The sequence below is a fragment of the Humibacter sp. genome, from assembly GCF_051954055.1.
Taxonomy (GTDB): Bacteria; Actinomycetota; Actinomycetes; order Actinomycetales; family Microbacteriaceae; genus Humibacter.
In genome coordinates this window covers 32694-52670 of sequence record NZ_JBQCIE010000084.1, presented here as the reverse complement: position 1 = coordinate 52670, position 19977 = coordinate 32694, and the positions used below count along the sequence as shown (strand labels likewise).

The following is a 19977-nucleotide window of genomic DNA, read 5'->3' as shown; positions in this document are numbered from 1 at the left end:
GTTCCCGGCGGTGTGTGGCTCCCGCCCCCTTGGCGGTTTGTGGGGTTGGGCGGGGCCCCCGCCCGCCCCCGCCCAACCCGATTGAGTCTTTGAGCGGCGAAGCCGCGATAGAGTTTCCTGCCCATGCCCGCGAAGCGGCGCCCTGTGGAGAACGGGTTCCGCACAGGAGCCCGTGGACCCGACGCGGCCGTCGGAAGCCGCGGTTAACCTGGATCGGTGAGCTTGCCCGAACCGTTCGAACCGTCGCCGGACCCTGCCGCGGCCGACCTCGCCGAAGCGATCTCGGCGGATTGGAATCCGGCCGATTGGGACCCAGACGAGCTCGTGCCGCCGGACGACGACTACGGGCCGGAGCTGCTGTCCTCGAACGGTGGGGCACGCCGCAACGGAGACGCCGATCGGTTCGAGGAGGAGCTGGAGCGAGCATCCGTTCGGCGCATGGTCGGCGCCGACCCGCTCGACGTGCTGCAGACGGTCTGGGGCTACGACGGGTTCCGGGGCGACCAGGCGCGGATCATCGATCGTCTCGTCGACGGCGGCGACGCCGTGGTGCTCATGCCGACGGGCGGTGGAAAGAGCCTCTGCTACCAGGTGCCGTCCATCGTGCGCGAGGGCACGGGCGTCGTGGTCTCGCCGCTCATCGCGCTCATGCACGACCAGGTGGACGCGCTCAGCGCCGTCGGCGTGCGCGCCGCCTACCTGAACTCGACGCAGGATGCCCGCCAGCGGGCATCCGTGGAGCGCGCGTACCTGCGCGGCGAGCTCGACCTCCTCTATGTCGCTCCTGAGCGGCTGGCCAACGAGCAGACGAAGCAGTTGCTGTCGCGCGGAAAGATCGCGCTGTTCGCCATCGACGAGGCGCACTGCGTCTCGCAGTGGGGGCACGACTTCCGGCCGGACTACCTCGGGCTCTCCGAACTGGCGCAGCGCTGGCCGGACGTTCCCCGCATCGCGCTCACCGCGACGGCGACCGAGGCCACGCACCGCGAGATCACCGAACGACTCGCGCTGCAGAACGCCGAGCACTTCGTCGCCAGCTTCGACCGGCCGAACATCCAGTACCGCATCGTGGAGAAGAACGAGGTGCGGCGGCAGCTGGTCTCGTTCATCAAGAACGAGTTCGCCGGCGACCCGGGGTCCGGCGAGGGTCCGGCGTCCGGCATCGTGTACGCGCTCAGCCGCAAGACCGTCGAGCAGACCGCGGAGCACCTGCGCCAGAACGGCATCGACGCCATGCCCTATCACGCAGGGCTCGACGCCGGCACTCGCGCGCGCACGCAGTCCCGGTTCCTGCGCGACGACGGCGTCGTGATCGTGGCGACCATCGCGTTCGGCATGGGCATCGACAAGCCCGACGTGCGCTTCGTCGCGCACATCGACCTGCCGAAGTCCGTCGAAGGCTACTACCAGGAGACCGGCCGCGCCGGCCGCGACGGCGAGCCGGCTGTGGCCTGGCTCGCCTACGGGCTGCAAGACGTGGTGCAGCAGCGACGGATGATCGAGGAGTCGCCAGGCGACCTCGCCCATCGGCGACGGATGTCCGCCCATCTCGACGCGATGCTCGCGCTCTGCGAGACGGTGCACTGCAGGCGGCAGAACCTCCTGCAGTACTTCGGGCAGGCATCCGGCGAGTGCGGCAACTGCGACACCTGTCTCAACCCGCCCGAGACGTGGGACGGCACGGTCCCCGCGCAGAAGCTCTTATCCACGGTCGTGCGCCTGAAGCGCGAGCGCAATCAGCGATTCGGTGCGGGGCACCTCATCGACATCCTGCGCGGCAAGCGCACGCCGCGCGTCGACCAGTACAGGCACGACGGGCTCAGCACCTGGGGGATCGGCGACGACCTCGGTGAGCAGCAATGGAGGGGCGTCGTGCGACAGCTCCTCGCGCTCGGACTGCTCGCGGTGAACGACGACGGCTACGGAACGCTCGCGATCACACCAGCGAGCGCGGATGTGCTGAACGGGTCTCGCAAGGTGCTGCTGCGTCATCAGGCGGAGCGGGCGCCGCGTTCGCGCGCCGTCAAGGCGAGCGTCGAGGCGCTGCCGGCGACGGCGCATCCGCTCTTCGAGGCGCTTCGCGCTTGGCGCACGGAGCAGGCGAGGGAACAGGGCGTGCCCGCCTACATCGTGTTCGGCGACGCGACGCTGCGCGGCGTCGCCTCCAGCAGGCCGAGCACGCTGGAGGAGCTGGCGCAGATCTCCGGCGTCGGTGCGAAGAAGCTGGAGACCTACGGAGAGGACGTGCTCGCGGTCGTCGCCGCCTCGCCCGCCTGAGCCGTCACGTCAGATCGTCGTGGTCGCCCCGCACCCACGCGATGTAACGGTCGGCGGATGCCCGGATCACCGCGTGAGCATCCTGCGGCACACTTCTGCCGAAGTTGTTGAACAGCCGGTCGAACCGAAGCCCTAGCGCCTGCCTGGCGAGACGCGCGACGACCGCGGCCGACAGCGGCAGCAGATTCGGGTAGCTGCGCATGAAGGAGACCGAGGTCCCGTTCGGGTTCGGGAAGATCGCATCGCCCGCCAGCAGCACACCCTTGCCCTCCGCGCCGGCGTCCCATAGGGCCGCGGTGCTTCCGGGGAAGTGGCCGCCCAGCGTGTGCAGCTCCAGCCCCGGCGCCAGTTCCAGCGTGCCGCGGAAGATCCTGATGACATCGTCCGGCCGCCGCACCCACTCCTCATCGGCGCCGTTGACGTATACCGGCGCATCGCCGAGTGCGCGCGACCACGACACCTGCGCGCCGTACATGTGCGGATGACTCGCGACGATCGCCAGAACGGGTCCGTGCTCGAGCACGCGCACCGCGGCGTCATCGTCGACGTACCCGAGCGGGTCGAAGAGCAGGTTGCCGGCGTCGGTCTTCACCAGCATGGACTGCTGTCCGATTCCCACCTCGGGATCGCTCGTGACCGCGATCAGCCCCGGCTCGATCTCGCGCAGCCCCACCCGGATGCCTGCCGCGCGCAGCTCCTCCGCTGTGGTCCACTTCTGCCCGGTGCGCGGCACCCACTGCCGCTCGTCACTGCAGATCGCGCAGTCCGCGGCGGGCGGCTCGGGGGAGTCGGCGTGCTCGACGCCGCACGTCGCACAGATCCAAAGGGTCATATTCCGGTCTCCTCTTTTGAGTTGTTCTTCTGCGCATAAATGGTCTCGCCGCGTTCGAGCATGGCGACGTACTCCGCGATCTTGCGGGCACGGGTCTCCGCTCGTTTCACGTTCCCGATGCGGAACAGGATCGCGAACCGGTTCTGGCTCGTGAGCGTCGCGAACATGGCGGATGCCCGCGGGCTCGCCGCCAGCGCCTCCGCGAGGTCCGAGGGCACCCCGATGTCTCGTGAACCGGCGTACGCCGCATCCCATCGCCCGTCCGCCTTCGCGCGCTCGATCTCCGCGCGCCCGGCGTCCGTCATGCGGCCCTCGCGCTCGAGCCGTTCGACATGCTCGCGATTCCGCTTCGACCAGATGCTCCGCGGCCGACGCGGCGTGAAGGTCTGCAACCACTCGGTGTCGCTGAGCCCCTGCTTGCGCCCGTCGATCCAGCCGAAGCAGAGCGCCTCGTCGAGGGCCTGCGCGTATGTGATGCCCGATGCGCCGCCTTTGGCGAGCGCGAGTTGCACGCCCTGATCCGAGTCGTGGTTCTGCTCGAGCCACTCGCGCCAGGCATCCGGGTCGGGCAGTCGCAGCACGGGTCTCTCGACGCTCATCGCAGCAGCTTCTCCAGCGTGTTCAGGTTGCGGTTGGTGGTCATGGCCTTCCCTTTGCCGCTCCCGATGCCCTTGCCGACGACGCTGTCCAAAGTGTGGCCGCGCTCGACAGTCCAGTAGAGAACCGGACCGCCGTCGGCCAGCTGCTCGCGCTCGGGGTCGATCTCGAGGCCCAAAGCGTGCCGGGCGACGGCATCCAGCTCGGCCGGCCGATCCGTCGAGCCGGGTGCTCCGGATGCGCCGATGAGGAACACGACGTAGCGGTGCCAGCCCTCGCGCGCCGGGAACGGGTAGGCGTCGGCGATCTGGGCGAGAGCATCCGTGTCGAGCACGTGCACCTTCGCGTCATAGCCGAAGGTGTCGCTGAGCGCCCTTTCGATCTCGGTGCGCAGAGCGGATGCCTTGCCGTCCGCCTCGAACACCACGTTGCCGCTGGCGAGCACCGTCTTCACTGCGTCGTATCCGAGCGAACGGAACACCTCGGACAGTTCGGCCGACTTGATCGTGCGTCCGCCCACGTTGATGTCGCGCAGCAGCGCGATGTACCGCGTCATGCCGAACAGCATGCCAGGAGCCGGTGACAGGTGCGGCCGCGCGCGACGCATGGCGGTTCGCCGCGGTTTCCGCGGGGCGCGGCGGCGAGCATCCTTCACCGCCATAGGCTCTGCGCGTGGGGGATGAACGCCGCGCGCCGAGACGACGCACCTTCGTGCGAGTGGTGTCCATCGTCGTCGTGCTGGCTGTGGTCTACGCGCTCGTCGTGACCCTGTACGCGATCAGCGGCCATGTGACGGGCCTAGGGCCTTCCGAGCCTGAGCCGAAGAAGGGCGGGGTCACCGTCGTACTGAACGTCGAGGGAGTGGATGCTGCGCACCAGCGTGCCGACCTGAGCGTGTACATCAAGCCGTCGGAAACCTTCTTCACCGGTAACGGGCTCGCGCTCGCCGAGGACATCCACGTGATCGTGTCGCCCATCGAGGGAACACAGTCGATCGTGTTCCCCGCCGATTCCGCGATAGCGACGAAACCCGTGCGCGTACTGTCCGACGGTGAGATCGGCAACTGGCCGTTCGACGGCTACCGCGCCGATGAGCTCATCGTGCTCGCCTACGTGACGAACGGAGGCGTCAGCCGCCCGATACCGACGGACGTCTGGTTCACCGGCGACGTTCCCGGATGGCGTGTGGACGTCGCGCTCAAGGGCAAGGCGCCCAAGGAGACACCCGCCACGCTGGCCGAAGCCCTCTCGAGTCCGCAGTACATCGACTTCCGAGCCACCCGGTCGAGCAGCACTGTGGCGTTCGCGTTCGTGCTGCTGGCCCTGCTCATCGTGATGCCGTGCCTCGTGCTGTTCGTCGCGATCACCGCGTTCCGTGGCAAACGCAAGCTCGAACCCTCCTTCATGGGGTGGATGGGAGCCATGCTGTTCGCGACCATCCCGTTGCGCACGTTCCTGCCCGGCTCACCTCCGATCGGCTCGTGGATCGACTTCACCGTCGTGCTGTGGGTCGTCGTCGGGCTCATCGTGGGCCTCGCGATCTACGTCGCCGCCTGGGCACGGTGGGGGCATCCGGACCGCTGAGCCCCAAGGTTGCACAAAGCCACAGGCATCCGCGCCGACGTCCGAAGGCCGTTTGTGGCATCCGCACCGCGAACTGGCTGCTTCAAGGATGCCTGCCTACCGTGAAAGGCGTCACTCCCGCCCAGAAAGGTCTTGCGATGGTCGACACCGCTTCGAAGCCCATCACCGAGCACATCACACGGCCGGACCGGTCCTCGTACACCCTGCAGACCGGCCCCGTCGACGTTGACGCCCCGCCCGCCGAGGTGAACGTGGCCGAGCTGGGCCGCAAGCTGCTGGGCTCGTGGGCCGACGTGCGTCTCGCCTCCCTGGAGTTCGCGAAGAACCCGGCCCTGCAGCGGGTGGAGGGCCTGAGCCTCGACGAGCACCGCGCGCGCGTGTTCGAGCAGCTGAAGCTGCTGGTCGAGAACGGGCAGGTGCATCGCGCGTTCCCGACATCCGTCGGCGGCGGAAACGACCACGGTGGCAACATCGCCGCGTTCGAGGAGCTCGTCACGGCCGACCCGTCGCTGCAGATCAAGGGCGGCGTGCAGTGGGGCCTCTTCGGTGCGGCCGTCATGCACCTCGGCACGCAGAAGCACCACGACAAGTACCTGCCGGGCATCATGAGCCTCGAGGTCCCCGGCGCGTTCGCCATGACCGAGACCGGGCACGGATCGGATGTCGCCTCCATCGCCACGACCGCCACCTACGATCCCGAAACACAGGAGTTCGTCGTCAACACGCCGTTCCGCGGCGCATGGAAGGACTACCTCGGCAACGCGGCGAAGGACGGCCTGGCCTGCACGCTCTTCGCGCAGCTGATCACGAACGGCGTGAACCACGGAGTGCACTGCTTCTACGTGCCGATCCGCGACGCCGCGACGGGCGAGTTCCTGCCCGGCATCGGCGGAGAGGACGACGGACTCAAGGGCGGCCTCAACGGCATCGACAACGGACGCCTGCACTTCACCGACGTGCGCATCCCGCGCGACAACCTGCTGAACCGCTACGGCGACGTCGCGGAGGACGGCACCTACACGAGCCCGATCGCGAGCCCCGGTCGCCGCTTCTTCACCATGCTCGGCACGCTCGTGCAGGGCAGGGTGTCGCTCGACGGAGCATCCACCATCGGCGCCGCCATGGGGCTGACCATCGCCGTCACCTACGGCAACCAGCGCCGCCAGTTCACGGCGGGCAGCGACACCGACGAGGAGGTGCTGCTCGACTACCAGCGGCACCAGCGGCGTCTCATCCCGCGGCTCGCCACGACGTATGCGCAGTACTTCGCGCACGACAAGCTCCTGCTGAAGTTCGACGAGGTGTTCAGCGGCAAGGCCGACACGGATGACGACCGTCAAGACCTCGAGACCCTCGCGGCAGCGCTCAAGCCGCTCTCCACCTGGCACGCGCTCGACACACTCCAGGAGGCACGCGAGGCGTGCGGCGGCGCCGGCTTCCTCACCGAGAACCGGCTGGTCAGCCTGCGCGCCGACCTCGACGTCTACGTCACGTTCGAGGGCGACAACAATGTGCTGCTGCAGCTGGTGGCCAAGCGCCTGCTGACGGACTACTCGAAGAAGTTCGCCAAGGCGGATGCGGGTGCTCTCGCGCGCTACGTCGTCGCCCAGGCCGCCGACCGGGCGTACCACGGCTCCGGCCTTCGTCGCCTCGCGCAGACGGTCGCCGACTTGGGCTCGACGGCGCGTTCGGTCGGTCAGCTGCGCGACCCCGAGACCCAGCGCGAACTGCTCACCGACCGCGTCGAGACCATGATCGCCGAGGTCGCCACGCGGCTGCGCAATGCGAACAAGCTGCCCAAGGACAAGGCCGCCGCCCTGTTCAACTCGCAGCAGAACGAGCTCATCGAGGCCGCTCGCGCACACGGCGAGCTGCTGCAGTGGGAGGCGTTCACCGAGGCACTCGACACGGTGCAGGATGCCGGCACCAGGCAGGTGCTCACCTGGCTGCGCGACCTGTTCGGCCTCGGGCTCATCGAGAAGCACGTCGCCTGGCACATCATTCACGGGCGGCTCTCCCCTCAGCGTGCTCAGGCCGTCACCGCGTACATCGATCGGCTGGTCGCTCGACTGCGTCCGCACGCGCAGTCCCTGGTGGATGCCTTCGGCTTCGAACAGGAGCACCTGCGGGCGAAGATCGCCAGCGGCGCGGAGGCCGAGCGACAGAACGAGGCGAGGGAGTACTACCGCGCGTTGCGGACATCCGGAGAAGCCCCGATCGACGAACGGACGCTGCACCACAAGAGCAAGCGGTAGGGCCCCCGCGTTTTCCGCCTGGCCCCTAACGTCTAGACGGGTGGCTAGTATTCCGCTGTGCGGAGATTAGGTGCGGGCGGTGCGGCCGGCGACAAGCTCGAGGTGGGGAACCGATCGAAGGCGCGCTGGTTCGTCGCCATCGGGGTGTCGATCGCGGTCGTGACCGCGCTGAGCGGATGCAGCCTCGCTGCCGCCACCACCAAAGCTCGTCCCACGCACAGCCACTCGTCGTCTCCCACGCCCACGGCGCGCACGACGACTCCGGCCGCGGCAGCCGACCCGGCCATCTCGCATCCGGCCACTCCGGAGCCGGGTGAGACGTCCGAGCCGGCTCCCACGCTGATCCCGGTGCCGGCGGGGACCGTCGTGGCGCAGGGCGATGTCGCGTCGCCGAAGGGAAGCATCCACTACCAGTACAAAGTGGTCGCGAACGGTGACAACACGTTCACCGCGCAGTACTCCGGGTTCACCTCGACCGTGCCGATCCCGGTGTCGGTCACGCTGCTCGACATCCCGCCCAAGGTCGGTGACGGTCTCACCTGGCACGGAGTCGGCGACCATCTGCTTGGCGGGCCGACAACCTCGCCGCAGAGCTCGTCCGTGTCGCTCGGTTCGGAGGATCAGCCGTCGTACCTCGTCGCGCTGGTCACGTACTCCTCGGTCGCTTCGGGCGACGGCGTCCCTGTGGAGCTCGGACCGAACAAGGTTCTGGCCGTCGACACGGTGAGCTGGAACGTCCCCGTGCGCCAGTCCAACGTGCATCCGGTCGACGGCGGTGCCCGCACGTATGCTGCGGGCAGCGTGACGGCGACGACCTCCGGCGGTGCGCCGAAGAGCTACCTCATCGCGCCCGGGGACATCACGTCTGTCGTGGCGAAGCGATTCGGTATCACGGTCGAAGACCTGATCTGGCTCAACGCGAACCTTCAGGTTTTCGGCGACCAGCAGTACCTCTACGAGGGGACGACGCTGAACCTGGATCCGAACAGCGTCTGAGCGCCGCGCGCACGGCCGGCCGCTGTTGCCTTCTTGAACAGATCGGTCTAATCTCTTGAACAGATCGGTTCAAAGAGAGAAGGCCAGCATGACTTCACAGGTCTCGCCCCGTGTCGAGGACCCCACCGCGCCTGTGGCGACCGTGAAACGGCGCTTCGCTCTTCCGAGAGGAGCAGCGTTCGTCGGAACGTCGCTCGCCGCCGTCGGTCTGTACCTGGCGTCCGGTGCGCCGACACCGATCCTTCTGCTGCTGCAGCAGGAGTGGGGCTTTCCGGCGTGGACGCTCACGATCGCGTTCGCGGCCTACGCGTTCGGCCTGATTGCGGCCCTGCTGGTCACCGGCAAGCTGTCGGATCACGTAGGACGGCGCCCGGTGCTCATCGCGGCGCTCGCCGTGCAGGCCGTGGCGATGCTCGGCTTCGTCGTGGCATCCGACATCTGGTGGGTGACGGCGGCGCGCACACTGCAGGGCATCGCGACCGGCGCAGCGACCAGTGCGTTCACGGCATCCATGGTCGAGCTCGCACCGGAGCGGTTCAAGCGACTCGGCTCCATCATGGGCGGCGCTGTGCCGCCGGCCGGGCTCGCGCTGGGTGCGCTGTTCGCCGGACTCGCGATGCAGTTCACCGTCGCAGCGGATGCCGTCGTGTTCGCGGTGCTCGCCGCGGTCGCGGTTCTCGGCCTCGTGGTGGCCGTGCTCGCGCCCGAGACATCGACCCGCCAGAGCGGTGCGGTGCCCAGTCTGGTTCCGCGCGTCGCCGTGCCGCGTGCGGCACGGGCCGAGTTCGGTGCCGCCGTCCCCGGCATCGTCGCCACCTGGACCCTCGGCGCGCTGTTCCTCGGCCTGGGCCCGATGATCGTGCTTCGCGTGTTCCACATCGACAGCGGCGCGGTCGACGGCGTCACGGCATTCGCCGCACCGGCAGCCGCCGCCGTCGCCGGATTCGTGCTCGGCCGTATCGCGGTGCGCCGGGTGCTGCTGTACGCGGTCGTGGCGGTGTTCATCGGCGGCGCGATCATCGTGGCGTCCGTCTACGGCGGCTCGCTCGCACTCTTCATCATCGGCGGCGTGATCGGCGGATCCGGCTTCGGTGCGTCGCTGTCCGGAGCGCTCCGCGTGCTCACCGGCATCGCGCTTCCGCACGAGCGGGCCGGACTCTTCGCCGCCGTCTACACGGTTGCCTATCTGTCCTTCGGTCTGCCGGCCATCCTCGGCGGACTCCTCATCGCCCCGCTCGGGCTCATGTCGACCGTCGTGCTCTACGGCGTCGTCATCGCGCTCGCCGCGGTCGTCGGCCTGCTCGCGCAGCAGCGGCTCGTCGCCCAGCAGCGCAGGGCAGCGGCCGAGCGCGTCGCCCGCACGGCGACCGTGGCGACGACCACCGGCTGCACCGCAACCGTCTGAGGCATCCCAGCGCCCAGGCAGCATCGACTGCGCTGACCCGGCCGGCAGGTCGGGTCAGCGATCAGCGGTTCGCGGATGCGCGCACGTCGGCGTCGATGAGCTGCTCGGCCAGGGCGCGCGCCGTTTGCGCCACCCGCGGATCGCCGTCCATCTGGAATCCCATGCGAGCCCCGTCGTAGACCACGAGCAGCCGCTCGGCGAGGGTCGGGGCATCCGTCACGTCGAGTGCGTTGGCGAGCCGGCCGAACAGGCCGTGCAGCCAGCCGCGGTAGCTCGCGGACTCCTCGACCTCGGCGCTGCCCGGCTGGGCCTCGGCGAGCGCGCGGGAGAACGCGCATCCGCGATAGCCGGGATCGCGGAGCACATCACCGAGCTCGTCGAACACGGCGAGCACCTTCGCTCGGGGGTCGTCGACGGTCGCGATCGCCCCCTCGAGGCGCGCGGCCATGCGGGCGTGACGGCCGAGCAGGTACTCGCGCACCAGGTCGTCCTTGCCGTCGAAGTTGTAGTAGAGCGAGCCCTTGGCCACGCCGGCCTTCTCGATGATGCGATCGATGCCGACGGTGTGGATGCCCTCGTCGTAGAACAGCTCGTCGGCGGCGGCGAGCAGACGCTCCCGTGGCGACGGGCCCTTGTCGCGTGCTGCCATGCGCGCATCCTATCAGACAGACCTGTCCAAAAGTGGCGTTAGGCCCTCGCCAGAAGCGGACGCTTCGCCGCGATCTCGAACGGCGGCGCCTTCGTGATGAGCAGCCAGGTCGGGAGCGTGATGACGCAGAGGATCGGCAGCACGGTGAGGTCTCCGGTGAGGGCGACGCCGAGGAACAGGGCGATCCAGCCGTCCCGCGTCTCGACCATCACGATGCCGAGGCCGCCGCACGCGACGGCGAGGCCGAGCGGCATGCCGGGAATGACGGCGTGCGCGAACAGGCCGATCGCAACCCCGATGAAGACCGCGGGAAAGACTCGGCCGCCGCGGAAACCGGCGCTCGCCGCGACGAGCAGCGCCACGATCTTCACCCCGGCGAAGAGCGCAAGAGCGCCAGCCGAGTAGCGCTCCGGATGCGCGAGCAGCTCGCCGGTCTGCTCGAGTCCCTTGAAGAGCGTGAGCGGTCCGCCGACGATGCCGAGCAACCCGAGGACCAGGCCGCCGAACGTGGTGAAGATCAACGGATGCCGCAGCGCGTGAAACCTGGAGTGCAGGTACGGGAACACGAACGCGGCCGCGATCCCGACTCCGGCGGAGAACATGGCGACGGCGGTCCCGGTGAGAAAGTCGAGCGGCTGCGGCGCGCCGAGCGGCGGCAGGTGGAACGCGATGCTCTGCCCGCCGAGCAGGTGCATCGTCACCGAGCCGGCCGCCGCCGCGGCGACCGGGAGGAAGAGCTTGTCCCACAGCGAGCCGCCGCCCTTGACGGCGGCGACCGTACCCGTGAGCACCAGCGCGGCGGCGACCGGCGTGCCGAACAGTGCACCGATCGTGCCCGACGACGCCAGGAGCATCACGAGCCTCGGCGGAACCTTCGAGGCGAACCGCGCCATCGCGACCACGGCGAGCGCCGAGTTGATCGCGATGATCGGGTTCTCCGGTCCGAGGCTCACCCCACCGGCCAGCCCGAGGATGACCACCACGGCGATGCTCGGAAGCGTGCGCGCCGGAGGCGGCGGCGAATCGAGGCCGGTCGTGGCGGAATCCGGTCCGCCGTGTCCCGGCATGAGCCAGACGACCAGCCCGACGGCGAAGCCCGTCACGGTGAGAACGGTGAGGATCCACCACGGGTTGTCGGTGCCGATCCCGAACGCGTGCGGCAGGGCATCCCACAGGCCGTCCTGCAGCCACTCCGAGACCAGATCGAGCAGCCACAGCACCACCGCAGAGACGATGCCGATCGCGAGCGCCGGAAGCGACAGGATCAGCAGCGTGCGGATGCTCGGCCCGGCGCCCTCGTCCGCCGTGGCCGGTCGCGCGCTCGTATCCGCCACGAACTCACGCTATGCAGACGTGTAGAGATCGCCGCGATACGGTGCGGACTTCACATTCGACGGGTGAGTCCCGCCGCGCGGTCAGGACCGTCGGGAGGACGCCATCCCCACGACGAAGCCCACCGCGGCCGCGATAGCGGCGACCATGAGGATGACCCTGAGTGGGTTCTCCCTGGTCGTCTCGATCGCGGTGTCGCGCATATCGTCGAGCGACGCGTCGGCCTGGTCGAGTCCCCGCGAGACCTTCCGCTGCGCGTCGTCGACCATGTCGTGCGCGGCGCCGCTTGCCTCGCCGACGCCTCGCGATGCGGATCGGGATGCGTCGCTCATCCGTTCCGAAACGGTGCCCGCAGCCTCGTCAACGGCGCCATGCGCCTTGTCCGCGGCGTCATCCACGCCGTCCTTGAGGGACTTCTCGTTCATCTCGGCCATGTCTCTTCTCCTGATCTTCCGGTTCGTTCGTCATTCCGGCGGTGCCGGCTACATCGACTTCGCGGCCTTCTCCGCGCGCTTCATGGCCTTCTTGCGGGCCTTCTTCACGCGCGGGTCGTTCCACATCGCATCGATGCCCGCCTTGATCTCGCGATACCTGCCGCGACCGGCCTTCGCACCGTAGGTGTACGCGATCAGCGCGACGATGCCGATCGTGAGCACGGTGAAGAACTTGCGCATGCGATTCCTCTTTCCTTGGAATCTGCAAGGCTCACCGCTCTTCCCGGCCGCGTCGAGGACTTGACTGCACCGGTTCGGCATGCGACCGTGCTGCGCCGTCCCGGCTCACATCGCGTGGCCATAGCTCGTCGGGCGGATGCTCATACACGGTTCGTAGACTCCCTCCATGACCGTCCAGGAGGTGAAGCCGCCCTACATCGTCTGGGACATCATCGTCTCGATCGTCGTGTGGCTCGTCACCGGGGCTTTCATCAGCATCGCGTCGTTCGCTGCCATCTTCGGGCTCGCCTTCCTCGACTATTGCCCTCCGCAGTCGTGCAGCTCGGAGGCGGCTGTCGCGTGCCTGTTCGCCGCGGGTGCGGCATCCGTCGTCGTCGCCCTCGCCGGGTTCGTCGGGGGTCTGGTGCGCATGCTGCGCCGCGCGTCGAGCTGGTGGATCACGCTCGGCGCGTTCGTGCTGTGCGTGGCGTGCTGGATGGTCGGCTTCGTCTCGGCATGGCGCGCCATCGGCTGGTAGCGTAAGCGGCTTCGGAAGGATGCCATGACCGACGCCGTCAACCCGCCGACACAGTACGCACCGCCCGCTCCCGACCCGGGCGCTGCCCTGTCGATCCGCGGCCTCTATAAGTCATTCGGCCAGAAACACGCCGTCGACGGGATCAGCCTCGACGTACCGATCGGCAGCTTCTACGGGCTGGTCGGACCGAACGGTGCGGGCAAGACGACCACGCTGAGCATGGCGACCGGGCTGCTCAAGCCGGATGCCGGCGCCGTGGCGGTGCACGGCATCGACGTGTGGGCGCGGCCGCTGGAGGCGAAGGCCCAGATCGGGGTGCTCTCCGACGGCGCCCGGCTCTTCGACCGGCTCACCGGCGAGCAGCTCGTCGTGTACGCAGGACTGCTCAGCGGCATGGATCGTCCGACCGCGGTCTCGCGCACGAAGGACCTGCTGCAGCTCCTCGACCTTCAAGAGGCGGCCGGCACTCTCGTCGTCGACTACTCCGCCGGCATGACGAAGAAGATCGCGCTGGCCTGCGCCATGGTGCACGCCCCGAGGCTGCTCGTGCTCGACGAGCCGTTCGAGTCCGTCGACCCGGTGTCTGCCGCGAACATCCGCGACATCCTCGGCGGATTCGTGCGCGGCGGCGGCACCGTGATCGTCTCCTCGCACGTCATGGACCTCGTGCAGCGCATGTGCGACCACGTCGCCGTGATCACGAACGGGCACGTCGTGGCATCCGGAACGGTCGACGAGGTGCGTGCCGGCGCCGATCTCGAGGACCGCTTCGTGCAGCTCGTCGGCGGCCGCCGTGTGCAGGAGGGGCCGGAGTGGTTGCAGCACTCGTAAGGCTCCGGCTACTGGTTCTGCTGGGCAGCCTCAAGCGCAGCATCGGTCAGCTCATCGCCGTCATCATCGGGGGCCTGTACGGGCTGTTCGTGCTCGGCATGGTCATCGTCGGCCTGTTCGCGCTGAACCTTGCGCCGGTGGAGATCGTGCGCGCGGTCGTCGTGCTCGCCGGCTCCACCCTCACGCTCGGCTGGGCGATCCTTCCCCTGTTCTTCTCCGTCGAACAGACTCTGGATGCCCCGCACCTGGCCGTGTACCCGATCCCGCTGAACAAGCTGCTGACCGGTCTGCTCATCTCGGGCGTGGTCGCGATTCCCGGCGCGATCACGATGGTCGCTTCGGTCTTCACGTTCGGATCGTGGCTCCGGATGCCCGGAATCGCCGTGCTCGCACTGCTGTGCGGAATCGCCGGCGCGCTGCTCTGCATCATGCTGTCCCGCGCCGTCACGTCCGCTGCGGCCGGGCTGGCGTCGGGGCGCAGGTTCCGTGAGGCGGCGGGCATCCTCATCTTCATCCCGCTCGTGCTGCTGGGGCCGATCATCGTCGGTGTGACGTCGTCGCTGCGGCACTCGGCCGACGCGCTGCCCAGCCTCGGCGACGCCATGTCGTGGACCCCGCTCGGGGCGATCTGGGCCATCCCGTCGCAGGCCGCGCTCGGCGACCCGCTCGGCGCCGTGCTGCGAGCCCTGATCGGCGCGGCCACGATCGCCGTGGTGTTCCTGGTGTGGCGGTGGGGGCTCTCCCGGGCGCTCGTCACGCCGGTGCACGCGGCATCCAGAGTGCGCGCGCAGGGCAAGCTAGGCCTCTTCGGCCGGCTGCCCGCCACCCCGGCCGGAGCGATCGCGGCGCGCTGCCTGCTCTACTGGTTCCGTGATCCGCGCTACGTTCGGCAGCTCGTGATCATTCCGGTGATGCCGATCCTGTTCTGGTTCTACTCGTCGCTGACCCACTTCCACGCGCTGCTTCTGTGGTCGGGACCGATGGTCGCGTTCCTCCTCGGAGTCACCCTGATCGCCGACGTGTCGTACGACTCCACCGCGTTCGTACTGCACGTCAGCAAGGGCGTGCCGGGGCGCGCCGACCGCTGGGGGCGGGCATCCGCCGTGCTCACCTTCGGCCTGCCGGCAGCGGTGGCCGTCACGCTGATCACCGCAGGCGCCAGCCAGCAGTGGATGCTCGTGCCCGGCCTGCTCGGACTCGCCTTCGGTCTGCTGCTCGGCGGCTTGGCCGTGTGCTCGGTGACCTCGGCGGTGCTGGTCTATCCGGCTCCCGCACCGGGGGACAACCCGTTCAAGACGCGTCCAGGCGCGAACACCGCGCTGCTCGGATCCACGTTCCTCACCTGGGGCGTGCTCGCCCTGCTCACCGCGCCGGAGATCGTGCTGCTGATCGTGAACGTGGTGACCGGGCAGTTGCTGTGGGGATGGATCGCCCTCGTGGTCGGCGCCGCGCTCGGCCCGATCAGCCTCGCGATCGGCGTGCGGATCGGTGGCGGCATCCTCGACCGTCGCGCCCCGCAGCTGCTGATGCAGCTGCGGAAGGACGCGTAGGTCAACGCACGGCGCTGAGCGCCGGGTCGAGCTCGTTCCACTTCTGCGCCGTCTGCCCGATCCAGAAGACCGCGAAGAAGACGATGAGGGCGACCTCGCCGAAGAGGATCCACGGCTGGCCGGCTCCCGCGCCGGAGAGGTGGGTGAAGAACACCACGGCGAGGTAGACGAGGCTGACGCACATCCCCACCGTCACGACGATGTAGAGCCCGCGCCACGGAGCGCGTGCCGTGATCGCCGAGACCACCGACACGGCGATCATGATGCAGAAGAAGACTCCCGTGACGACCAGGTGGCCGATCGCGAGCAGGGCATGCTGCCCGACGTCGAGCCAGACCACGAAGCCGATCGACACAGCGACCACGACCGCCGCGGGAACCACGACTCCGGCGTTGAGGCGGTGGCGTGCCGCGGCGAGCCAGACCGCGACGATCGAGGTGAGGATGCCCATCGCGGCCACCACGATGATCCCCACGGTTGCCGCGGCCGTCGCCGTCGCCGGAACGCATACCGTCCCGTCAGGGCACAGCCCGGCGACTCCTGGCGCATCCCGGGCCGCGATCGGCGTCGGCAGCACCGCGATCAAGGCGGCGAACCACGCGGCGATGTCGAGCAGTACCTGCTCGACGCTGTGGCCGGATAGCGCGACCAGGCCGAGCGTGATTCCGAACAGTGCCCCGGTGAAGGCCGTTCCGCCCGGCGTGTAGTAGAGCGCGCTGAGGCTGGAGACCGGGCCGACGGCGATCGTGACGACGACGAGCGTCACCAGTGTCATCACGGCCGCGCCGATGACGGCCAACCGCAGGTGCCGGTACGTGCGCTGCGTGGACGTGCTGGACAGCTGCATGGTCACGATCCTGCACCCAGCCGAGAGGACGCCCCGGATTCGGGGGCGCGAGTCCGCGGTCGACGGGGCGCGAGTCCGCGGTCGACGGGCTCGCAGGCGCACGAACCGCGGAGACTCAGCCGGGCAGCAGGCTCAGCGCGCGCACGGCCTCGCGCTCGTCGATGAGTTCGGCGACGGATGCCTCGATGTGCGCCCGCGCCACCGCCGAGTTCTCGAGTCCGGTCACCACCTGCCACTCGCCGCCCTGTGACCGCACCGGCAGCGAGCAGACCAGGCCTTCGGGTATGCCGTACGACGCTGCCGCCTCCGCGTTCGGCCCGCTCGTCGTGACGCCCGCCGACGTCCAGCGATCGCCGGTCCCGTTCACCCAGTCGTACACGTGGTCGATGGCGGCGTTCGCCGCGGATGCCGCGCTCGACGCACCGCGCACCTCGATGATCTCCGCCCCGCGTCTAGCGACCTTCGGCACGAACACCTCCTCGCACCAGGCCTCGTCGACCACCTCGAGAGCCGGGCGGCCGTCGACCGTCGCGTGCGAGACATCCGGATACTGCGTCGCCGAGTGGTTGCCCCACACGATCACGCCGTCGACATCCGTCACGGGCGCCTCGGCCTTTAGCGCGAGCTGCGCGACGGCCCGGTTGTGGTCGAGCCGGGTCATCGCGGTGAACCGCTCGGGCGGCACGTCCGGTGCGTGCGCCGACGCGATCAGCGCGTTCGTGTTGGCCGGGTTGCCCACGACGAGCACGCGCACGTCGGATGCCGCATGCTCGTTGATCGCGCGCCCCTGCGGTCCGAAGATGGCCGCGTTCGCCTCGAGGAGGTCGGCCCGCTCCATGCCGGCCGATCGTGGCCGCGCGCCGACCAGCAGCGCGACGTTCGTTCCGTCGAAGGCGGCGGCGTCGTCATCCGTCACGTCGACGGATGCCAGCAGCGGGAACGCGCCGTCGATGAGCTCGAGGGCGGTTCCCTCTGCTGCCCGGAGTCCCAGCGGGATCTCGAGCAGGTTCAGCCGCACAGGCGTGTCCGGGCCCAGCAACTGCCCCGATGCGATGCGGAACAGCAGCGCGTAGCCGATCTGCCCTCCCGCTCCGGTGACGGTCACGGTGACGGGCTGTGTCGTGGGGGCCATGACCACAGACTATGGCCGCGGGATGCGGGCGTAGAGCGATCCCCGGATGTCCTCAACGGCTCATCCGGGGATCTGGAGACGATCTCGGGCGGATCGCCTTCCTGCGGCCGGGAGTTTTGGGGGGATACCCCGACTGCTTCTCGAGAGTATGGAAACTTCTCGAACGGGCTCTGTACGAACCCTATGCTCAGCCTGGGCGTTAAGCGAGCGTCCTGCCCGCCGCCGTCAGCCCAGTTCGCCCCGTCGTGCGGTCGCCCAGAGATCGACGCCGGAGTCCACCGCGTGCTCGTCGATCGCCGTCAGCTCGTCATCGGTGAAGTCGAGATGGTCGAGCGCAGCCACGTTCTGCTCGAGCTGCTCGACGCTGCTCGCACCGATCACGAGCGAGGTCACCCGCGAGTCCCGAAGCGCCCAGGCGAGGGCGAGCTGCGCCAGGGTCTGATTGCGTTCCTCCGCGATGTCGGCAAGCGAGCGGATGCGCGCGAGGGCGGCATCCGACAGCAGCTCGTCGGGGAGCGACGACGCTCGTGACGCACGCGACCCGGCAGGGATGCCGTTCAGGTACTTCCCGGTGAGCATGCCCTGCGCGAGCGCGGTGAAGCCGATGACTCCGATGCCGAGCTCGCCCGCGGCATCCAGCAGCCCCTCCGTCTCGATCCAGCGATTGAGCATCGAGTACGACGGCTGGTGGATCAGCAGCGGGGTACCGAGGTCGGTGAGGATCGCGGCCGCCTTGCGTGTGTCCTCCGCGTTGTACGACGAGATTCCGACGTAGAGCGCCTTGCCGCTGCGCACGGCGGTGTCGAGTGCGCCCATGGTCTCCTCGAGCGGCGTCGAGGGGTCGGGGCGGTGCGAGTAGAAGATGTCGACGTAGTCCACGCCCATGCGCTTCAGCGACTGATCGAGGCTGGCCAGCACGTACTTTCTGCTGCCGCCGCCCTGGCCGTAGGGCCCTGGCCACATGTCCCAGCCCGCCTTCGTCGAGAGGATGAGCTCGTCACGGTAGGGCAGGAGATCCTCGCGCAGGATGCGGCCGAAGTTCGTCTCCGCCGAGCCGTACGGCGGGCCGTAGTTGTTCGCGAGGTCGAAGTGCGTGATGCCCAGGTCGAACGCACGCCGCACGATCGCGCGCTGCGTCTGCATCGGACGGTCGTCGCCGAAGTTGTGCCACAGCCCGAGCGACAGCGCAGGCAGGTCGAGGCCGCTGCGTCCGGTGCGGCGGTACAGCATCCTGTCGTAGCGGTCGTCGCGGGCGACGTACGTCATCGGGCTCCCTTCGCGGCGGCCTTCGCCGCCCGCTTGTTCTCTCGTACTCGGGTGAGGGATGCCTCGTCCACGATGTCCGCGACGGACCGGTACGAACCCTCGTCGCCGTAGTCACCGGCGGTCTCTCGCCAGCCGGCGCCGTCGTATCCGTACTGCTTGCCGAGCAGGGCGAGGAAGATGCGCGCCTTCTGGTCGCCGAAGCCGGGAAGCGTGCGCAGTCGCTTCAGCACCTCGGCGCCGTCGGGGTCTCCCTCTGTCCAGATCGCGGCCGCGTCGCCGCCCCAGTCGGCGACGATGGCCCGGCACACCGCCTGGATGCGCGCCGCCATCGAACCGGGGAAGCGGTGGACGGCGGGCGGCGTCGCGCAGAGCTTGGCGAAGCCTGAAGGATCGTCGTCCGCGATCGCGGCGGCGTCGAGCCCGCCCATGCGGTCGCGGATCTTCGCCGGGCCGCTGAACGCGGTCTCCATGGCGACCTGCTGGTCGAGCAGCATGCCCAGAAGCAGCGCGAGCGGGGAGGTGGAGAGCAGTTCATCGGCGGCAGCATCGCCGGTGATGTGCAGGGTGCCGGTCATACCGTCATCCTGTCACGCTGGTCGACGAGGCCGCCGGGCACGACCGACGCCTCCGCGGACGCGAATTGCGGGTGTGGATGCCGGACACCCGCAATTCGAGTCAGCTGAATGGTTGGCGCCGCCCGGGTGCGCTCATCTCACCCGTCCTGGTGGTGGCGCGAATCCGTTCTCCGACACATGCTGAAGAAATGAGCGAGACAAGCGAGAACACATCGCAGCCGCAGTCCGAACAACCCAAGATCGTCGTCGGCGTCGACGGCTCCGAGCAGTCGATCGCCGCACTCCGGCAGGCGGACCGCCTGTCGCGACTCCTCGGAGCACGGATCGAGGCGGTGACGACGTGGAGCTATCCGGTCGCCGTGTCGCCCTACGCGATGTCGGCCGATCCATCCTTCGAAGACATCGCCCGCGACATCCTCGACGAAGCGCTGAAGGATGCCTACGGAACCGACCGACCGGCTCTCCTGACCACGGTGGTGCAGCACGGGCATCCTGCGCAGGTGCTCATCGAGCGCAGCAAGGGTGCCGAGATGCTCGTGCTGGGCTCCCGCGGACGCGGCGGATTCGCGGGTCTGCTGCTGGGTTCGGTGAGCTCGGAGTGCGCCTCGCACGCGAACTGCCCCGTGCTGATCGTGCGTTGACGCGACAGCAACCGAGT

At 69.0% G+C, this 19977-nt stretch carries 20 protein-coding genes; 9 read left to right on the top strand and 11 right to left on the bottom strand.

The features are described from left to right. The first annotated feature begins 438 nt into the window (after window positions 1-438). Complete coding sequence (recQ, locus tag ACTHNC_RS09160; RefSeq protein WP_440294293.1) at window positions 439-2277, top strand: DNA helicase RecQ; 1839 nt, start codon at window positions 439-441, stop codon at window positions 2275-2277. Between the two features lie 4 nt (window positions 2278-2281). Here recQ and ACTHNC_RS09155 read toward each other — a convergent pair whose 3' ends face one another. The 3 genes from ACTHNC_RS09155 to ACTHNC_RS09145 are packed head-to-tail and all read right to left on the bottom strand — an operon-like array spanning window position 2282 to window position 4262. Continuing rightward, on the bottom strand, window positions 2282-3109 hold the full coding sequence (locus ACTHNC_RS09155; RefSeq protein WP_440294290.1) for an MBL fold metallo-hydrolase: 828 nt from the start codon (window positions 3107-3109) through the stop codon (window positions 2282-2284). Beyond that, window positions 3106-3708 carry a YdeI/OmpD-associated family protein gene (locus ACTHNC_RS09150; RefSeq protein WP_440294289.1) on the bottom strand — a complete coding sequence of 201 codons (603 nt, stop codon included), beginning with the start codon at window positions 3706-3708 and terminating at the stop codon, window positions 3106-3108. The genes ACTHNC_RS09155 and ACTHNC_RS09150 overlap by 4 nt, the downstream gene beginning before the upstream one ends. Next, a complete protein-coding gene (locus ACTHNC_RS09145; protein WP_440294288.1) occupies window positions 3705-4262 on the bottom strand; it encodes a DUF1697 domain-containing protein in 558 nt (185 codons plus the stop codon). Before ACTHNC_RS09145 ends, ACTHNC_RS09150 begins: the two co-directional genes overlap by 4 nt. A 116-nt stretch (window positions 4263-4378) precedes the next feature. Here ACTHNC_RS09145 and ACTHNC_RS09140 point away from each other — a divergent pair, with 116 nt between their 5' ends. From ACTHNC_RS09140 to ACTHNC_RS09125, 4 genes are all read left to right on the top strand, one after another. Then, the gene (locus ACTHNC_RS09140) at window positions 4379-5290 is read left to right on the top strand and encodes a DUF4436 family protein (protein ID WP_440294287.1); all 912 of its coding nucleotides are present in this window, start codon (window positions 4379-4381) and stop codon (window positions 5288-5290) included. Window positions 5291-5427: 137 nt separating this feature from the next. After that, on the top strand, window positions 5428-7545 hold the full coding sequence (locus tag ACTHNC_RS09135) for an acyl-CoA dehydrogenase family protein (RefSeq protein ID WP_440294292.1): 2118 nt from the start codon (window positions 5428-5430) through the stop codon (window positions 7543-7545). 57 nt (window positions 7546-7602) lie between these two features. Further along, a complete protein-coding gene (locus ACTHNC_RS09130; RefSeq protein WP_440294286.1) occupies window positions 7603-8541 on the top strand; it encodes a LysM domain-containing protein in 939 nt (312 codons plus the stop codon). 88 nt (window positions 8542-8629) lie between these two features. Then, complete coding sequence (locus ACTHNC_RS09125; protein WP_440294285.1) at window positions 8630-9946, top strand: MFS transporter; 1317 nt, start codon at window positions 8630-8632, stop codon at window positions 9944-9946. A 61-nt stretch (window positions 9947-10007) separates the two neighbouring features. On the opposite strand, the gene ACTHNC_RS09120 is transcribed toward ACTHNC_RS09125, so the two are convergent. The 4 genes from ACTHNC_RS09120 to ACTHNC_RS09105 all read right to left on the bottom strand — a co-directional run bounded on the left by ACTHNC_RS09120 (window position 10008) and on the right by ACTHNC_RS09105 (window position 12601). Further along, window positions 10008-10595, bottom strand: a complete 588-nt coding sequence (locus ACTHNC_RS09120; protein WP_440294284.1) for a TetR/AcrR family transcriptional regulator — start codon at window positions 10593-10595, stop codon at window positions 10008-10010. Window positions 10596-10633: 38 nt separating this feature from the next. After that, window positions 10634-11929: an ion channel protein gene (locus tag ACTHNC_RS09115; protein WP_440294283.1), complete on the bottom strand. Its 1296-nt coding sequence runs from the start codon at window positions 11927-11929 to the stop codon at window positions 10634-10636. 81 nt (window positions 11930-12010) lie between these two features. Further along, the gene (locus ACTHNC_RS09110; RefSeq protein ID WP_440294282.1) at window positions 12011-12361 is read right to left on the bottom strand and encodes a hypothetical protein; all 351 of its coding nucleotides are present in this window, start codon (window positions 12359-12361) and stop codon (window positions 12011-12013) included. A gap of 48 nt (window positions 12362-12409) precedes the next feature. Then, window positions 12410-12601 (bottom strand): hypothetical protein, encoded by a 192-nt coding sequence (locus tag ACTHNC_RS09105; protein ID WP_440294281.1) that lies wholly within the window; start codon window positions 12599-12601, stop codon window positions 12410-12412. Between the two features lie 166 nt (window positions 12602-12767). Between ACTHNC_RS09105 and ACTHNC_RS09100 the strand changes: the two genes are divergently transcribed. From ACTHNC_RS09100 to ACTHNC_RS09090, 3 genes are read left to right on the top strand one after another with little or no spacing between them, the layout of a single operon-like run. Further along, the gene (locus tag ACTHNC_RS09100) at window positions 12768-13118 is read left to right on the top strand and encodes a hypothetical protein (RefSeq protein ID WP_440294280.1); all 351 of its coding nucleotides are present in this window, start codon (window positions 12768-12770) and stop codon (window positions 13116-13118) included. Window positions 13119-13142: 24 nt separating this feature from the next. Then, a complete protein-coding gene (locus tag ACTHNC_RS09095; protein WP_440294279.1) occupies window positions 13143-13949 on the top strand; it encodes an ABC transporter ATP-binding protein in 807 nt (268 codons plus the stop codon). Then, a complete protein-coding gene (locus ACTHNC_RS09090; RefSeq protein ID WP_440294278.1) occupies window positions 13931-15499 on the top strand; it encodes a transporter in 1569 nt (522 codons plus the stop codon). The genes ACTHNC_RS09095 and ACTHNC_RS09090 overlap by 19 nt, the downstream gene beginning before the upstream one ends. 1 nt (window position 15500) lies before the next feature. Here ACTHNC_RS09090 and ACTHNC_RS09085 read toward each other — a convergent pair whose 3' ends face one another. The 4 genes from ACTHNC_RS09085 to ACTHNC_RS09070 form a co-directional block, all read right to left on the bottom strand. Continuing rightward, window positions 15501-16346, bottom strand: coding sequence for a hypothetical protein (locus ACTHNC_RS09085; RefSeq protein WP_440294277.1), 846 nt, complete (start codon window positions 16344-16346; stop codon window positions 15501-15503). Between the two features lie 115 nt (window positions 16347-16461). Continuing rightward, on the bottom strand, window positions 16462-17478 hold the full coding sequence (locus ACTHNC_RS09080; RefSeq protein WP_440294276.1) for a malate dehydrogenase: 1017 nt from the start codon (window positions 17476-17478) through the stop codon (window positions 16462-16464). A gap of 225 nt (window positions 17479-17703) precedes the next feature. Further along, a complete protein-coding gene (mgrA, locus tag ACTHNC_RS09075) occupies window positions 17704-18744 on the bottom strand; it encodes an L-glyceraldehyde 3-phosphate reductase (RefSeq protein WP_440294275.1) in 1041 nt (346 codons plus the stop codon). Next, a complete protein-coding gene (locus tag ACTHNC_RS09070) occupies window positions 18741-19319 on the bottom strand; it encodes an HhH-GPD-type base excision DNA repair protein (RefSeq protein ID WP_440294274.1) in 579 nt (192 codons plus the stop codon). Before ACTHNC_RS09070 ends, mgrA begins: the two co-directional genes overlap by 4 nt. A 188-nt stretch (window positions 19320-19507) precedes the next feature. Here ACTHNC_RS09070 and ACTHNC_RS09065 point away from each other — a divergent pair, with 188 nt between their 5' ends. Next, window positions 19508-19960: a universal stress protein gene (locus tag ACTHNC_RS09065; RefSeq protein WP_440294273.1), complete on the top strand. Its 453-nt coding sequence runs from the start codon at window positions 19508-19510 to the stop codon at window positions 19958-19960. Window positions 19961-19977: the final 17 nt, after the last annotated feature.

Coding starts and splice junctions, on each gene's coding strand:
- recQ (WP_440294293.1), top strand. CDS start 439: ATGGTCGGCGCCGACCCGCTCGACGTGCTGCAGACGGTCTGGGGCTAC.
- ACTHNC_RS09155 (WP_440294290.1), bottom strand. CDS start 3,109: ATGACCCTTTGGATCTGTGCGACGTGCGGCGTCGAGCACGCCGACTCC.
- ACTHNC_RS09150 (WP_440294289.1), bottom strand. CDS start 3,708: ATGAGCGTCGAGAGACCCGTGCTGCGACTGCCCGACCCGGATGCCTGG.
- ACTHNC_RS09145 (WP_440294288.1), bottom strand. CDS start 4,262: ATGACGCGGTACATCGCGCTGCTGCGCGACATCAACGTGGGCGGACGC.
- ACTHNC_RS09135 (WP_440294292.1), top strand. CDS start 5,428: ATGGTCGACACCGCTTCGAAGCCCATCACCGAGCACATCACACGGCCG.
- ACTHNC_RS09125 (WP_440294285.1), top strand. CDS start 8,630: ATGACTTCACAGGTCTCGCCCCGTGTCGAGGACCCCACCGCGCCTGTG.
- ACTHNC_RS09120 (WP_440294284.1), bottom strand. CDS start 10,595: ATGGCAGCACGCGACAAGGGCCCGTCGCCACGGGAGCGTCTGCTCGCC.
- ACTHNC_RS09110 (WP_440294282.1), bottom strand. CDS start 12,361: ATGGCCGAGATGAACGAGAAGTCCCTCAAGGACGGCGTGGATGACGCC.
- ACTHNC_RS09105 (WP_440294281.1), bottom strand. CDS start 12,601: ATGCGCAAGTTCTTCACCGTGCTCACGATCGGCATCGTCGCGCTGATC.
- ACTHNC_RS09100 (WP_440294280.1), top strand. CDS start 12,768: ATGACCGTCCAGGAGGTGAAGCCGCCCTACATCGTCTGGGACATCATC.
- ACTHNC_RS09095 (WP_440294279.1), top strand. CDS start 13,143: ATGACCGACGCCGTCAACCCGCCGACACAGTACGCACCGCCCGCTCCC.
- ACTHNC_RS09085 (WP_440294277.1), bottom strand. CDS start 16,346: ATGCAGCTGTCCAGCACGTCCACGCAGCGCACGTACCGGCACCTGCGG.
- ACTHNC_RS09080 (WP_440294276.1), bottom strand. CDS start 17,478: ATGGCCCCCACGACACAGCCCGTCACCGTGACCGTCACCGGAGCGGGA.
- mgrA (WP_440294275.1), bottom strand. CDS start 18,744: ATGACGTACGTCGCCCGCGACGACCGCTACGACAGGATGCTGTACCGC.
- ACTHNC_RS09070 (WP_440294274.1), bottom strand. CDS start 19,319: ATGACCGGCACCCTGCACATCACCGGCGATGCTGCCGCCGATGAACTG.
- ACTHNC_RS09065 (WP_440294273.1), top strand. CDS start 19,508: ATGAGCGAGACAAGCGAGAACACATCGCAGCCGCAGTCCGAACAACCC.